The sequence below is a fragment of the Actinoplanes sp. CA-142083 genome, assembly GCF_050942195.1.
Taxonomy (GTDB): Bacteria; Actinomycetota; Actinomycetes; order Mycobacteriales; family Micromonosporaceae; genus Actinoplanes.
Genome location: NZ_CP192076.1, coordinates 7297306 through 7310409, shown reverse-complemented (window position 1 = coordinate 7310409; position 13104 = coordinate 7297306). Strand labels below are relative to the sequence as shown.

The 13104-nt window shown below is 70.8% G+C and carries 14 protein-coding genes; 7 read left to right on the top strand and 7 right to left on the bottom strand.

Annotation, left to right across the window (positions count from 1 at the left end):
• The first annotated feature begins 81 nt into the window (after window positions 1-81).
• Complete coding sequence (locus ACQPZX_RS33580; RefSeq protein ID WP_433364225.1) at window positions 82-537, top strand: hypothetical protein; 456 nt, start codon at window positions 82-84, stop codon at window positions 535-537.
• A gap of 17 nt (window positions 538-554) precedes the next feature.
• On the top strand, window positions 555-1160 hold the full coding sequence (locus ACQPZX_RS33575; protein ID WP_433364223.1) for a GyrI-like domain-containing protein: 606 nt from the start codon (window positions 555-557) through the stop codon (window positions 1158-1160).
• Here the strand turns inward: ACQPZX_RS33575 and ACQPZX_RS33570 are convergent.
• Genes ACQPZX_RS33570 through ACQPZX_RS33560 form a run of 3 tightly spaced genes read right to left on the bottom strand, consistent with a single transcriptional unit; the run spans window position 1141 to window position 3139 of the window.
• Window positions 1141-2223, bottom strand: a complete 1083-nt coding sequence (locus ACQPZX_RS33570; protein ID WP_433364220.1) for a hypothetical protein — start codon at window positions 2221-2223, stop codon at window positions 1141-1143. The genes ACQPZX_RS33575 and ACQPZX_RS33570 overlap by 20 nt on opposite strands.
• On the bottom strand, window positions 2220-2561 hold the full coding sequence (locus ACQPZX_RS33565) for a PadR family transcriptional regulator (protein WP_433364217.1): 342 nt from the start codon (window positions 2559-2561) through the stop codon (window positions 2220-2222). The genes ACQPZX_RS33570 and ACQPZX_RS33565 overlap by 4 nt, the downstream gene beginning before the upstream one ends.
• A 38-nt stretch (window positions 2562-2599) precedes the next feature.
• Window positions 2600-3139, bottom strand: coding sequence for a DUF6993 domain-containing protein (locus tag ACQPZX_RS33560; RefSeq protein ID WP_433364214.1), 540 nt, complete (start codon window positions 3137-3139; stop codon window positions 2600-2602).
• 117 nt (window positions 3140-3256) lie between these two features.
• Between ACQPZX_RS33560 and rph the strand changes: the two genes are divergently transcribed.
• Window positions 3257-5740 carry a rifamycin-inactivating phosphotransferase gene (gene rph, locus ACQPZX_RS33555; protein WP_433364211.1) on the top strand — a complete coding sequence of 828 codons (2484 nt, stop codon included), beginning with the start codon at window positions 3257-3259 and terminating at the stop codon, window positions 5738-5740.
• Here the strand turns inward: rph and ACQPZX_RS33550 are convergent.
• A complete protein-coding gene (locus ACQPZX_RS33550) occupies window positions 5713-6999 on the bottom strand; it encodes a cysteine desulfurase-like protein (RefSeq protein WP_433364208.1) in 1287 nt (428 codons plus the stop codon). The two genes, rph and ACQPZX_RS33550, sit on opposite strands and share 28 nt — an antisense overlap.
• A gap of 33 nt (window positions 7000-7032) precedes the next feature.
• On the opposite strand from ACQPZX_RS33550, the gene ACQPZX_RS33545 reads away from it, so the two are divergent.
• From ACQPZX_RS33545 to ACQPZX_RS33535, 3 genes are all read left to right on the top strand, one after another.
• Window positions 7033-7716 (top strand): HAD family hydrolase, encoded by a 684-nt coding sequence (locus tag ACQPZX_RS33545; protein ID WP_433364205.1) that lies wholly within the window; start codon window positions 7033-7035, stop codon window positions 7714-7716.
• Between the two features lie 157 nt (window positions 7717-7873).
• Window positions 7874-9226 (top strand): DUF2252 domain-containing protein, encoded by a 1353-nt coding sequence (locus ACQPZX_RS33540; protein ID WP_433364202.1) that lies wholly within the window; start codon window positions 7874-7876, stop codon window positions 9224-9226.
• Between the two features lie 99 nt (window positions 9227-9325).
• Window positions 9326-10672, top strand: coding sequence for a beta-xylosidase (locus ACQPZX_RS33535; RefSeq protein ID WP_433364199.1), 1347 nt, complete (start codon window positions 9326-9328; stop codon window positions 10670-10672).
• Here ACQPZX_RS33535 and ACQPZX_RS33530 read toward each other — a convergent pair.
• Complete coding sequence (locus tag ACQPZX_RS33530; protein WP_433364196.1) at window positions 10669-10998, bottom strand: hypothetical protein; 330 nt, start codon at window positions 10996-10998, stop codon at window positions 10669-10671. The two genes, ACQPZX_RS33535 and ACQPZX_RS33530, sit on opposite strands and share 4 nt — an antisense overlap.
• Before the next feature lie 58 nt (window positions 10999-11056).
• The gene (locus ACQPZX_RS33525) at window positions 11057-11212 is read right to left on the bottom strand and encodes a hypothetical protein (RefSeq protein WP_433364194.1); all 156 of its coding nucleotides are present in this window, start codon (window positions 11210-11212) and stop codon (window positions 11057-11059) included.
• Between ACQPZX_RS33525 and ACQPZX_RS33520 the strand changes: the two genes are divergently transcribed.
• Window positions 11201-11863: a hypothetical protein gene (locus ACQPZX_RS33520; protein ID WP_433364191.1), complete on the top strand. Its 663-nt coding sequence runs from the start codon at window positions 11201-11203 to the stop codon at window positions 11861-11863. The genes ACQPZX_RS33525 and ACQPZX_RS33520 overlap by 12 nt on opposite strands.
• A 101-nt stretch (window positions 11864-11964) precedes the next feature.
• On the opposite strand, the gene ACQPZX_RS33515 is transcribed toward ACQPZX_RS33520, so the two are convergent.
• Window positions 11965-13074, bottom strand: coding sequence for a PLP-dependent aminotransferase family protein (locus tag ACQPZX_RS33515; RefSeq protein ID WP_433364188.1), 1110 nt, complete (start codon window positions 13072-13074; stop codon window positions 11965-11967).
• Between the last annotated feature and the right edge of the window lie 30 nt (window positions 13075-13104).

Below are 13104 nucleotides of genomic sequence, written 5' to 3'. Positions count from 1 at the left end.
ACCGGCCACCCAACGCCGGCCGCACACAGTCCGCGGCGACCCGCACGACATTCACGCTGATCGATCGCGCACCATGGCCGGATGCGTAACAAGATCGTCGTGGCGGCTGCCGCCTGTGTGCTGACGGCCGGCTGCGACGGCACGACTCCCGCGCCGGCCCCGGACGTGACCAGCGCCGCCGCGGGAAGCCCCGCCACCCCTACCGGCACCTCGCCGGCGGCGGCTGCCACCACGGACCACGACGACCTCAAGGCATCAGTCCAGGCCTACAGCGACGCCTACCTCACCGGCGACGGCAAAACCGCCTATGGGCTGCTGTCACGGCGATGCCGCAAGCGCATCACGCCGGCCGCCTTCACCACCATTGTCGACTTCGCCAAGCAGGAATACGGCAGTGCGCTACCGATCAAGACCTTCTCCGCCGCGGTCTCCGGCGACCTCGCCCGGGTCACCTACACCTACTCGGTCAAGGCCATCGACCAGGACAGCGAACCCTGGGTACGCGAAGACGGCCGCTGGCACGAGGACGACTGCTGAGCAAAGGGGCGCGCCCGATGACGAGCAAGACCGACTTCAAGAAGGACCTCGACACCTACCGGGCGCGGCGAGGGGAGTTCCGGATCCTCGATGTGCCGGACACGCGGTATCTGATGGTTGACGGCCACGGCGATCCGAATACGTCGCCTCTGTTCACGCGGGCGGTCGAGGCGCTCTACCCGGTGGCGTACAAGATGAAGTTCGCGAGCAAGATCGACCTCGAGCGCGACTACGTCGTTCCGCCGCTGGAGGGGCTGTGGTGGGCCGACGACATGGAGTCTTTCACCGGGGCTCGGAACAAGTCGCGGTGGGACTGGACGCTCATGCTGATGGTTCCCGAGTGGATCGGCGAAGACATGTGTGCGGCGGCTGTCGAGCGGGCCGGGGCGAAGAACGTCCGGCTGGAGACGCTCTCCGAGGGGCGGTGCGTGCAGACCCTGCACGTCGGGTCCTTCGATGACGAGGCGGGCGTGCTCGCGCGGCTGCACGACGAGCTCATTCCAGGCCAAGGGCTTCGGATGGCCGGCAAGCACCACGAGATCTACCTCAGTGACTTCCGCAGGGTCGCGCCCGAGAAGCAGCGCACGATCCTCCGGCAGCCGGTCAGGGCTGTCGCCCGGTGATCGAGCCGCAGGAGGGGCAGCGCTCAGCGGGCGAGGAAGCGGCGGCGCTCGAAGAGGCGGCCGGGCCCGAGGAGGCGGCGGGACCCGAGGAGGCGGCGCGCGAGGAGGCGGCGGGGCCCGAGGAGGCGGTGGCGCGCGAGGAAGCCGCCAGCAGGGCGAGGGGCACGAGGGTCGACGCGATCACGGCGACGGCGACCGCCGACGCGAGCAGTGTCGACCAGGAGGCGTTCGGGCCGCCGCCGTAGAGCTGGACGGCCAGTTCGCCGGCCAGGGAGTGCAGTGACAACATGCCGATCGGGCCTAGTAGGAGCAGCAGCGCCCAGGCGCCGCGGAAGTCGTTGCGCAGCGCCAAGCCGGCGGCGAGCAGCAACGTGACCAGCAGGAGCGCCAGGCCGATGGCGGGTAGGGCCTGGCCGGCGGAGCCGGGGGACTGGCCGTAATAAGTGCTGAGCGCGCTGCCGTGCAGGATGCTCGCCATTGCGGGCAGCAGCGCGGCGGCGCCGGCCAGCGGTGCGAGCCGCAGCCACAACGGTGGACGGCGAGGGACGCCGAGCGCTACGAGGCCCAGGGCGGCTTGGGGAAGCAGCACGTACAGCGGGGGCCGGAACGCGCCGATGACGGGGGCGAGCGGCACGACGGCGACGGTGAGGGTGAGCGCGACACCGATCGCGAAGCGCGTCCAACGGCCCGGAGACAGCGCGTGCACGACCGCGGCCAGCAGCCACGCCACCCACACCACCAGGCCGAGCGGCGGAACCTCGAACTCCGTCACCCACTGGGCCTCCACGACGGTCCAGCCGGCGGCCAGAGCGGTCGCGGTCAGCAGAGCCAGCGTGCCGGCCAGCCGGATGCCCGGGCCGATCCCGGTGGCGCCGGCCGCGCGCAGACGTTCCCGCCAGCCGCCGGCGGCCAGATCGGTCACGTCGGCGGGGGACGGCCACCGCCGGCCGGGGGCGGCCAGCGCCAGGTACGTGCCGACTATCTCCGAGCCGCGCTCGCGACCGTAGCGGGCCGGGTACAAGAGCCGGACCAGTCGCAGGTAGCGGCGTTCCAGGTCGGTCACGCGATCCCCCCAGTGAGCCGGAGGCGGGCGTTCAACCGCCTGGTCGCGGCCTCCACATTGGCGCGCATCCGCTCGGTCTCCTCGGCTAGCAGGTCACCGCCGGAATCGGAGAGCCGGTAGTAGCGGCGCAGCCGGCCGTCCACCACCTCTTCCCGCTCGACGGCGACCAGCCCGGCGTCGACCAGCCGGTCGAGTGAGCCGTAGAGCGTGCCGGGCCGCAGCGACACGCGGCCGCCGGACAGCCGGGCCACCTCGGCGATCAAGCCGTAGCCGTGCAACGGCTCCCCGGCCAGGGCGGTGAGGATCAGGAACGTGGGTTCGCGCAGCGGTGTCTCCACGCCATCAATGTATCGGCTGCGAAGATATATCGGAACCCTTAATGTGTGTACGGCTCAAGGCAGCCGAACTCGGCGCCCGCCCCGGTGACCTCGACCAGGAGGCGCGAAGGCCGGACATCCCCGATCACGCAGCCGGCGTCGGGGAAGCGCACGGCGAAGACCGCGCCCGGTGGAGGAGCCGCCGCGTCGAGCGGCGTACGCATCGGGGTGACCGCCACGTCGTCCGGCGCCAGGCCGAGCCCGAGCAGGGCCTGGCGGGTGGAGGCCGGGGTGAAGTCGCCGGCGGTGCGCAGGGCGGCGAGCTTCGGGCGGATGCGGGCCGCGAGGGCGTCGCCGGCGCGCTGCTCCTCGGCGGTGAGCTCGTGCCGCTGCTTCCAGCCGTTGTTCTCAGCCTGGTGCGGCGCCCCATCGCCGGGAGGCGGCAGGGCACGCTGCGAGAAAGATGGCGCGAGGGAAGGCGAGAGGGGAGGCGAAGATGATGGGAGCGGTGAAGTGTCACCGTCACCCGCGCCTGGCCGGGCGCAGCCGAGGGCGACCAGGCCGAGCACCACAGCTGCCAGCCAGCGCCGCTTCGACATCAGGGTGCCACTTCCTCCCACCTCAAGGTATAACGCACAGGGTGGCTTGCGGCAAGACCGGTGTCATAGCGCAGAATCGTCCATCGAAGCCACGACCTGCGGATATGGGGGATCTTCATGACCGGGCAGTACGTGCTGGACCTTCGGGACGTCGACCAGACACAGGTCGCGCTGGTCGGCGGCAAGGGAGCGAACCTCGGCGAACTGTCGCGCGTCGAAGGCGTACGCGTGCCGCCTGGTTTTTGCATTACGACCGCTGCCTTCCAGCGAGTCCTGGCGGAAGCGCCCGATCGGGAGGCGATCGAACAGGCCACGATTCCCGACGATCTGGCGGCCGCCATCAAGGAAGCAACTGAGGAAAATGTCGCGTACGCCGTCCGGTCCAGCGCGACCGCCGAGGACCTGCCGACCGCATCTTTCGCGGGCCAGCAGGACACCTATCTGAATGTCGTGGGCCCGGAATCGGTCCTCGAGCACATTCGCAAATGCTGGGCGTCGCTGTTCACCGAGCGCGCGGTGATCTACCGCGAGCGAAACGGCATCGACCACCGGAAGGTCCAGATGGCCGTCGTGGTCCAGCAGATGGTGTTCCCACGCGCATCCGGCATCTTGTTCACCGCCGACCCGGTCACCGGAAATCGCCACGTGGCCACGGTGGACGCGGGTTTCGGCCTCGGCGAGGCGCTGGTCTCCGGCCTGGTCAACCCGGACGTCTACAAAGTGCGCGACGGCGAGATCGTCGCCCGGGCGATCGCCGCCAAGCAGTTGAGCATTCAGCCGGTGCAAGGTGGCGGGACGCGAGTCGTGAAAGCAATCCAAGAAGAGCCCGCGCTCACGGACGAGCAGGTCGTCGATCTCGTCCGGCTCGCCACAAGGATCGAGGCGCATTTCGGCCGCCCGCAAGACATCGAGTGGTGCCTTGCCGACGACGGCTTCGCGATCGTGCAGAGCCGCCCGATCACGACGCTGTTCCCGATCCCGGAGAGCGCCGACGGAGAGAACCACGTCTATCTCTCGGTCGGTCATCAGCAGATGATGACCGACGCCATGAAACCCCTCGGCCTCTCCATGTGGAAGCTGACCGCGATGGCGAAGTTCGTGGAGGCGGGCGGACGGTTGTTCGTCGACAGCACCAGGCAGCTGGCCTCCCCGGCGATCCGCCCCGGCTTCCTGGAGATGATCGGCCGCGGCGATCCATTGATCCGGGACGCGCTGGAAACAGTTCTCGACCGCGGCTTCATCCGCGAGATCCCTCCGGACACAACGCCGCGGCAAGGAATACCGGCAAATCCAGGAAAGCCGGCTGACCCCGATCCCGCCATCGTGGCCCAGCTGATCGAGCGCAGCCAGACCTCCCTGGCCGCCCTCAAGCGTGAAATCGCCGGCAAAACCGGGCCGGCGCTTTTCGACTACCTGGTGGAGGCCTTCGAGGAGCACAAGCGGGTGCTCACCGATCCGCTGAGCATGCAGGCGATCATGGCCGGCATGGAGGCCACCTGGTGGCTCAATGACCACCTCCAGGAATGGCTGGGCGAGAAGAACGCCGCCGACACGCTCACGCTTTCCGCCCCGAACAACATCACCTCCGAGATGGGGCTGGAGCTGCTCGATGTCGCCGACGTGATCCGCCCCTTCCCCGAGGTGGTCGCGTTCCTGCAGGGCGTCGAGGACGAGAGCTTCCTGGACGAATTGCCGAAGCTCGCCGGCGGCACCGAGGCGCGCGACGCCATCGAGGCGTACCTCGGCAAATACGGCATGCGCTGCGCCGGCGAAATCGACATCACCCGGCCGCGCTGGAGCGAGCGCCCGACCACCCTCGTACCGCTGATCCTCGACAACATCAAGCTTTTCGAGCCGGGCGCCGCCGAGCGACGCTTCGAGGAGGGCCGCCAGGCGGCCGAGAACAAACGGCAAGAGGTCCTGCAACGCTTGCGGTCGCTGCCGGGTGGCGATCAAAAAGCAGAGGAGACCGTACGGGTAATCGAGCGTCTCCGGAATTTCATCGGCTATCGGGAGTACCCGAAGTACGGCATCATCGCCCGCTACTTCGTCTACAAGCAGGCGCTGCTGGCCGAGGCGGAACGCCTGCCGATCGGCGAGAAGGAAGACATCTTCTACCTAACGTTCGAGGAACTGCGCGCCGGCCAATTCGACGAGCAGCTCATCCAGCGACGCAAGGACGCTTTCCGGTCCTACCAAGCGCTCAAGCCGCCGCAGGTGCTCACCTCCGAGGGCGAGGCGATCCGCGGTTCGTACCGGCGCGACGATCTGCCGCCCGGCGCGCTGGCCGGCCTGCCGGTCTCGGCCGGCACCGTCGAGGGCCGGGCCCGCGTCATCCTCGACATGGCGGAGGCCGACCTCGAGGAGGGCGACATCCTGGTCACCGCCTATACCGACCCCAGCTGGTCGCCGCTGTTCGTCGCGGTCGCCGGGCTGGTGACCGAGGTGGGCGGCCAGATGACGCACGGCGCGGTGATCGCCCGCGAGTACGGCCTGCCGGCCGTGGTCGGCGTGGCCGACGCGACCCGGCTGATCGCCGACGGCGAGCGGATCCGCGTGCACGGCGGGGACGGCTACATCGAGATCCTGCCGAGCGCCTGAAGGAGGAGGTCCACCTCGTCCGCGGTGTTGTAGTGGTAGAGGCTCGCGCGCACCGCGCCGCCGTCCGCGCGAAGCCTCGCCGCCTCGAAGTACTCGACCGCGTAATAGTCGCCGTGCGAGACGCAGATGCCCTGGTCGCCGAGGATGCGGGCGGTCTCGGCCGGGGCCTGGCCGCCGAGGCGGAACGAGACCGTCGGGCAGCGGTCGGCCCCGGCCGGGCAGATCGTCACGCCGTCGATGGCGGCGAGCCCGGCCAGCAGCCGATCGAGCAGCGCGTCCTCGTGGTCGGTCGCCGCCGCCATCCCGGCCAGCACCCGAGCGCGCCGGTCACCGGGCGCGGCGACGCCGGCCGGCACCCCGGCGGGGCGGTCACCCGGTGCGGCCGGGCCGGGCCTTTGACCGAGCGGCTGGGCCGAGGTGAAGTCGGCCAGGGTGGCCAGGTAGTCGACCGCGGCGGTGATGCCGGCGAGCAGCTCGAAGCTCAGCGTGCCGTACTCGAACCGGTCCGGCACCACTTCAGGCGAGGGGATCAGCTTCGCCGGGCGCAGGGGCTCCCAGACGGCCGGGTCGGCGATGGCGGCCGAGTAGTGCGGGCCGGACCATTTGTAGGCGCTGGTCACGTAGAAGTCGGCGCCGAGGGCCCCCACGTCGGTCGGCCGGTGCGCGGTGGCGTGCACGCCGTCCACGTACACGTAAGCATCGGCCGCATGCGCGAGGTCGGCGATGTCCCGGACCGACGGCATGGTCCCGATGGCGTTGCTGGCCGCGGTCACCGCCACCAGCCGCGTGCGCGGACCGATCAGATCCTCATACTGCGCGACCGGGAGCTCGCCGCTTTCCAGGTCGACATCAGCCCACCGTACGGTCGCTCCGGTCGCCGCCGCGGCCTGCACCCACGGCCGGACGTTGGCGTCGTGGTCGAGCCGCGACACCACTACCTCGTCGCCCGGGCCCCAGCCCTGCGCCAGCGTGCGCGCCACCAGATAGGTCAGCGCGGTGGCGCTCGGCCCGAACACCACCCCGGCCGGATCGCCGCCGACCAGGTCAGCGACCGCCGACCGGGCCGCCGCCACGATCTCCCCGGACCGGCGGGACGGCTCGTGCGCGGTCCCGCGGTTGGACACCGCCGTGCGCATCGCCCCGCCGATCGCGGCGATCACCGGCTCGGCCGGCTGGGTGCCGCCGGCCCCGTCGAAGTGCACAAAGCCGTCGGCTAGGGCGGGGTAGCCGGCCCGCACCCGGGCGATATCGAGGATCATGGACCGAGCCTAGGCGACGTAGAGTTGGCGGTCGTGACTACTTCGACGCCTCGCTTCTCCGCCGTGCTCTTCGACTGCGACGGCGTGCTCGTCGACTCCGAGCCCATCACCAACGGCGTCCTGCGGACGATGCTGATCGAGCTCGGGTGGGAGATCTCCGAGCGGGACTGCATCGACCTGTTCGTCGGCCGGGCGCTCCGCGACGAGTGGGCGGTGATCCTGAAGAACACCGGGTTCCGGATCGACGACACCTGGCTGGCGACCTTCCGCGGTCGGCGGGACGCGGCCCTGCGAGCGCGGCTCGCTCCGGTCCCCGGCGCCGAAGACGCGGTCCGGTTCGTGTCCACGCTCGTGGGGGACAGGTTCGCCTGCGTGACCGGCGCCGACCGCGGCAAGGTCGAGATGCAGCTGAAGATCGCCGGCTTGGACCGCTATTTCGGCAGCCGGGTCTTCAGCGGCATGGAGACGCCCCGGAGCAAGCCCGCCCCCGACGTCTACCTCGCCGCCGCGGAGGCGCTGCACATCGACCCGGCCGTCGCGGTCGTGATCGAGGACTCGGTCGCCGGCGTCACCGCCGGGGTCGCGGCCGGTGCGACGGTGTTCGGGTTCGCCCCCGCGGGCCCGGCCCACGCGGCGCCGGAGGTGCTGCGCGAGGCGGGGGCAAGCCTCGTCTTCACGGCCATGTCGCAGCTGCCCGGCCTCTTGACCGGCGACTGAACGCCGCGAGACGCCGCCCGGCCTCCTGACCGGCGACTGATCACCGCGAGACGCCGCCCGGCCTCCTGACCGGCCGCTGAACGCCGCGAGGCGTTGCCCGGCCCCTCACCCGGCGCAGGCGATGTCCCGGCGGCGGATCCGCCGTAATTTCGGCGCTATGACTCTCTCGATTCCGGCCGCCGCCGGCCACCGATCGGTCTCCGCGCCGGCGCTGCCGATGGCGGAACGGCGGGCGATCGGGCGCGCGGCTCGCGACCGGGTGCCGCTCAAACGCCTCGGCGAGTGGGATCCCGCCGCGCGCGGCCATGACGCCCTGGCGACGGTGCTCGCGCAGAACGAGACGCGGGTGCAAGACCTCGTGCCGATCCGGATGTCGCGGATGTCGGCGTCGCCGTGGACGTTCTATCGCGGGGCGGCGGCGGTGATGGCGGCTGACCTCGCCGCCGCGCCGCACACGGGCATCGAGGTGCAGTTGTGCGGCGACGCGCATGTGCTCAACTTCGGGTTGTGGGCCACGCCCGAGCGGCAGCTGTCGTTCGATCTGCGCGATTTCGACGAGACGCTGCGCGGGCCGTTCGAGTGGGATGTCAAGCGCTACCTGGCGAGCCTGGTCGTGCTCGCCCGGGACACGGGACTGGACGATCGGGCCGGGCTGGCCGCGGTGCGGGCGGCCGCGCGGGCCTACCGCGAGCGGATCGCGTTCTACTCGACCGCCGACGAGCTGACCATCTGGTACGACGTGATCACCTCCGACGAGTTGCTGGAGCTGTTCGGGCCGGAGGAGCAGGAGGAGCGGTCGGCGCGGCTGGCCAAGCGCGCCCGGCGACGGACCAGCGCGGGCGCGGCCCGCAAGCTCACCCACGTGGTGGACGGGCAGCTGCGGATCGTCGAGGACCCGCCGGTGCGTGTGCACCTTCCCGAGGTGGCCGCCCTCGCCGGCGAGACGCTGCAGGCCTATCACGACAGCCTGCCGTACGAGCGGCGCGGCCTGCTCGACCGCTTCACCCTCGTCGACGTCGTCCGCCAGGTCGTCGGGGTCGGCAGCGTCGGGATGCAGGTATATCTGGTGCTGCTGCAGGGCCGCAACGGCCGGGAGCCGCTGTTCCTGCAGATCAAGGAGGCCGGTCTGTCGGTCTACGAGCAGTTCCTCGGCCCGAGCCCGTACCCGGGGCACGGCGAGCGGGTGATCCGCGGCAAGCGGCAGATCCAGGCGGCCAGCGACATCTTCCTCGGCTGGACGAGCGTGCGCGGATTCGATTTCTACGTGCGCCAGTTCCGCGACATGAAGGTGATCCCGAACGGGGAGCTCATCGCGCCGCACCTCGTGCCGTTCGCCGAGCGGTGCGCGCACGTCCTCGCGCGGTCGCACGCGCGCACCGGCGACGCGATGGCGATCGCGGGCTACATCGGCAAGGGCAGGCGCTTCGACGAGGCGATGGCCGAATTCGCCGTCGCGTACGCCGACCAGACCGCGAGCGACCACAGAAAGCTAGGAAATCAGTTTCCTTGACATCGACTAAGCCCACTACCTAGGTTAGGAAACGGTTTTCCGTCGAGCCGACCGGCCAACTCCCGCGACGTGTGGTTCCTGTCCCCGAAGGAGCTGGCGATGTTGAGACGGCTGCTCGCCGTACCCGTGCTGATTGTCCTTGCTCTTGTAGCGCAACCCGCGCTCCCGGCCCTCGCCGCCGTGGAGACGCTGACCGTCGACATGACCGCCTACGGTGGGACCCCCACCTACCGTGCGTCCGGCTTCATCTACGGCATCTCGCAGAACGGCGCGACGCCCTCGTCGTCGCTGCAGAGCCAGATCAAGGTCAAGGTCATGCGGGCCGGCGGCTCGCAGATCGGCTGCCCCAACGGCGGCTATGTGAACGGTGGCTACGCCGCCCGGTGGAACTTCATCAAGGCCTACTACGCCCGGGCCCGCGCCACCGGCGCCCGGTTCAGCCTGCTGCTGTCCGGCATGTGGGGCTCGGACGGGGTCTGCAACGTGCCGCGCTGGCCCGGCGACAGCGGCAACTGGACGGAGTACACCAACTTCGTCAACCAGTTGATCGCCGACGCCAAGGCCAACGGCATGACCGGCTCCGACGTGCGCTGGGACATGTGGAACGAGCCGAACATCTTCTTCTGGGGCCGCAACCAGAGCCAGTACCTGGAGATGATCCGGCGCGGCACCCAGATGGTCCGGGCTGCCATCCCGGGCGCCGTGATCGAGGGGCCGAGCTACGCGGGCGTGCCGTCAGCGTCGAACTCGTGGTGGACCACGTACCTCAACTACGTGAAGGCCAACAACGTGGTCCCGAACATCATCAGCTGGCACGACCTGCCCGGCGACCCGGCTACCGACGCGGCCAACCTCTCCGGCATGCTCTCGTCGCGCGGCATCAGCATCAGCGGCACCTCGGTGAACGAGTACGGCGCGTTCGGCGACGAGCAGCAGCCCGGCCCGTCGGCCTGGTACATCTCCCGGCTGGAGCGCTGCAACTGCGACGGCGCCCGGGCGAACTGGGGGATGGTCGGCCAGACGCCGTCGCTCTACGACACGTTCGGCTGGCTGGTCACGGCCAACGCCGGCCAGCCGATGGGGCAGTGGTGGGTCTACAAGCGATACGCCGACCAGACCGGCCAGCGTACGAAGATCACGGCGAGCTCGAGCCACGACGGCATCGTGTTCCAGGACTCATCCGCCCGTAAGTCGATCGCGGTCCTCGGCGCCAAGGCCGGGGGAGCGCAGGGCGCCATCGACGTCCGCTACACCGGCATCCCGTCGTGGCTGCCCACCAACGGCTCGGTCAACGTGCTGGTCGAGCGGATGCCGTCGACCAACGCGTACGTGAGCGCGCCGACCGTCGTCTCCAACAGCCGGGTCACCGTGAGCGGCGGCGCGATCACCGTTTCCGTCAACTGGACCAACGCCAAGGATGCGTACGCGGTCACCCTGACCCCCTAGGGCTGGATGTTCTCCAGATCCGCGAGCAGGCTCGGGTGGACCGGCTTCCACCCGAGCTCCTGCCGCGTGTGGACGCTCGACGAGGGCTGGTCGGTCGCGAAGATCGGGCCGAGCGCGCCGTACGTCTCGGCCGGCACCGCCTCGACCGGCAGGCCCAGCCGGCGGCCGATGACTCCGGCGATACCGCGTACGGCGTCGCCCTCGTCGCCCGCGGCGTGCCCGGGCCCACCGCGGCGCTCGCCGGTGAGCTGGGCGTGCTCGCCTTCAAGCGCGGCTACGCCGCCTGGTCCGAGGGCGACCGCGCCGGCGATCACGACCTGGCCCATCACGCCCGGCTGGCCCTCGAGGAGCTGCGGGCGGCGAGCGCGTCGCTGGGCTGACGCCTCAGAGCATGCCGTGCTGGATCCCGGCCGCGGCCGGGACCGGCTGGACCACGTCCCAGTGCTCGGCGATCTGCCCGCCGGCTTCGCTGAAGGGCCGGCGCCGGGTACGGTTGCCGGGCTTACCGTCGTCGACAGCGGACCGGGGATGACTTCTCATCGGGACACGGCCCACGAGGTCGTCATCGAGCTCGGCAAGGTCCGTCCACAGCTGATCCGGGGCATCCGGGTCTTCGTGGAGACGATCGCGGTTCCCACGGTCCTGCTCTTCGCGCTGCTGTACACCGCCGGCCTGGGGTGGGGGCTGTGCGCGGTGATCGGCTGGTGCGGCCTGGTGCTGGTGCTGCGCCGGGCGCTCGGTCATCCGCTGCCGAGCACGCTGCTGCTCTCCGCGGGCATGCTCTGCGGCCGGGCGGCGATGGCGCTCGTGCTGTCCAGCGCGCTGGTCTACGTGCTGCAGCCGGTCTTCGGCTCGGCGCTGCTGGGCGTGCTCTTCCTGGGCAGCGCGGCCATCGGGCGGCCCATCGTCATCCGGCTGGCCCGGGATTTCGTGTCGCTGCCCGCCCACCTGTTCCACCACGACGGCATCCGCCGGCTGTTCACCCAGGTGACGGTGGTGTGGGGCGTCTCGCGCATCCTCGACGCCGGGATGAGCCTCGGCCTGCTGCATTGGGGGCTGGGCTTCGGGCTGGTGACACGGCCGTTCTTCAGCGGGCTGCTCAGCGCGCTGACGATCGGGGTCTGCGCGGCCTGGGCACTGCGGACGCTGCGCCGGATGCCGGGTGTGAAGCTGCGGCTACGACCCGCTTGACCGGGCCGGCGGCCGCCGGCGGCTACCTGATGGCGACGGAACCAACCGCGAAAGTCACGATCGATCCGCTCCGGTTCAACGCCGACGGACCATCCAGCCGGTCATCCCCACGCTGTAGGAAGGGCCGCGCCGAGGCGGGTGGCGGCCTCCGTCAGGTCGGAGGCCGCCAGGTGGGAGAAGCTGAGCCGGATGCGGTCCTCGCCGCCGGGACCGTCCAGGTAGAAGCGCGGGCCCGGCACGAACGACGTGCCGTGCCGCTCGGCGGCGGCCAGCAGCCGGGTGGCGCCGAGGCCGGGCGGCAGCGTGACCCACAGGAACCACCCGCCCGCCGGCGCGGCCACCGGCAGATGCGGTCGCACCGCTGCCACGAGGGCATCCCGCTGCTCGCGATACTCGGCGCGGACGGCGGCGACGTGCCGGTCGTAGGCGCCGGACGCGCCGAAGCAGGACATGGTGGTGGCGACGGCATGGTTGACGCCGCCGCCGCTCTCGACGTAGCCCAGCTCGGTGAGGCGGGCGATCAGCGTCGGAGCGGCGTTGACCCAGCCGAGGCGCAGGCCGGGCGCGACCGTCTTGGAAAAGGTGCCGACCCGGACGACGCCCTCGCCGCCGGACAGGTCCCACAGCGAAGGCGGCGCCTCGCCGTCATAGCTCAGCTCGCGATAGTTGTCGTCCTCCAGCAGCGTGAGGCCGCTCCGCTGGGCGAGGGCGACCAGCGCGCGCCGGCGGTCGAGCGGCAGGCTGCGGCCGGTCGGGTTGGCGAACGTGGGCACCAGATAAAGGAGCTTTCCCGGAGCCCGCAACGCGGCGAGCATGCCGGCCAGCGCATCGGGATCCACGCCGTCCGCGTCGGCCGGCGCCCGCACCAGCCGGGCGCCGGTGTCGGCGAGAATGCGGAACGCCAGGTGATACGTGGGGGAGTCGACCAGGATCACATCGTCGGGGCCGGCCAGCAGCGATGCCACCAGCGCCATGCCGTGCGAGGCGCCACCGGTGACGAAGAGCTGCCCGGCCTCGGTTCCCAGGCGGGCGCTCAACCACTCCAGCAGCGGCGCCGGCCCGGTGGGATACCCGTACGTCAGCTGCCGCCAGCCGAACTCCCGGGCCGCGGCGGCCGTGGCCGTGGCCCACTCCTCGACCGGTAGCAGGCCGGGGCGCGGATGCCCCCAGCCCAGGTCGAGAAGGCCGGGACGGTGCTCAAATTGGATCATCAGGACTCCTTGACGTGTCTCCGCCTACTC

Excerpts from the sequence above, each read along its gene's own strand:
- ACQPZX_RS33580 (WP_433364225.1), top strand. The coding sequence starts at position 82 with ATGCGTAACAAGATCGTCGTGGCGGCTGCCGCCTGTGTGCTGACGGCC.
- ACQPZX_RS33575 (WP_433364223.1), top strand. The coding sequence starts at position 555 with ATGACGAGCAAGACCGACTTCAAGAAGGACCTCGACACCTACCGGGCG.
- ACQPZX_RS33560 (WP_433364214.1), bottom strand. The coding sequence starts at position 3,139 with ATGTCGAAGCGGCGCTGGCTGGCAGCTGTGGTGCTCGGCCTGGTCGCC.
- rph (WP_433364211.1), top strand. The coding sequence starts at position 3,257 with ATGACCGGGCAGTACGTGCTGGACCTTCGGGACGTCGACCAGACACAG.
- ACQPZX_RS33550 (WP_433364208.1), bottom strand. The coding sequence starts at position 6,999 with ATGATCCTCGATATCGCCCGGGTGCGGGCCGGCTACCCCGCCCTAGCC.
- ACQPZX_RS33540 (WP_433364202.1), top strand. The coding sequence starts at position 7,874 with ATGACTCTCTCGATTCCGGCCGCCGCCGGCCACCGATCGGTCTCCGCG.
- ACQPZX_RS33535 (WP_433364199.1), top strand. The coding sequence starts at position 9,326 with ATGTTGAGACGGCTGCTCGCCGTACCCGTGCTGATTGTCCTTGCTCTT.
- ACQPZX_RS33530 (WP_433364196.1), bottom strand. The coding sequence starts at position 10,998 with ATGGGCCAGGTCGTGATCGCCGGCGCGGTCGCCCTCGGACCAGGCGGC.
- ACQPZX_RS33520 (WP_433364191.1), top strand. The coding sequence starts at position 11,201 with ATGACTTCTCATCGGGACACGGCCCACGAGGTCGTCATCGAGCTCGGC.
- ACQPZX_RS33525 (WP_433364194.1), bottom strand. The coding sequence starts at position 11,212 with ATGAGAAGTCATCCCCGGTCCGCTGTCGACGACGGTAAGCCCGGCAAC.
- ACQPZX_RS33515 (WP_433364188.1), bottom strand. The coding sequence starts at position 13,074 with ATGATCCAATTTGAGCACCGTCCCGGCCTTCTCGACCTGGGCTGGGGG.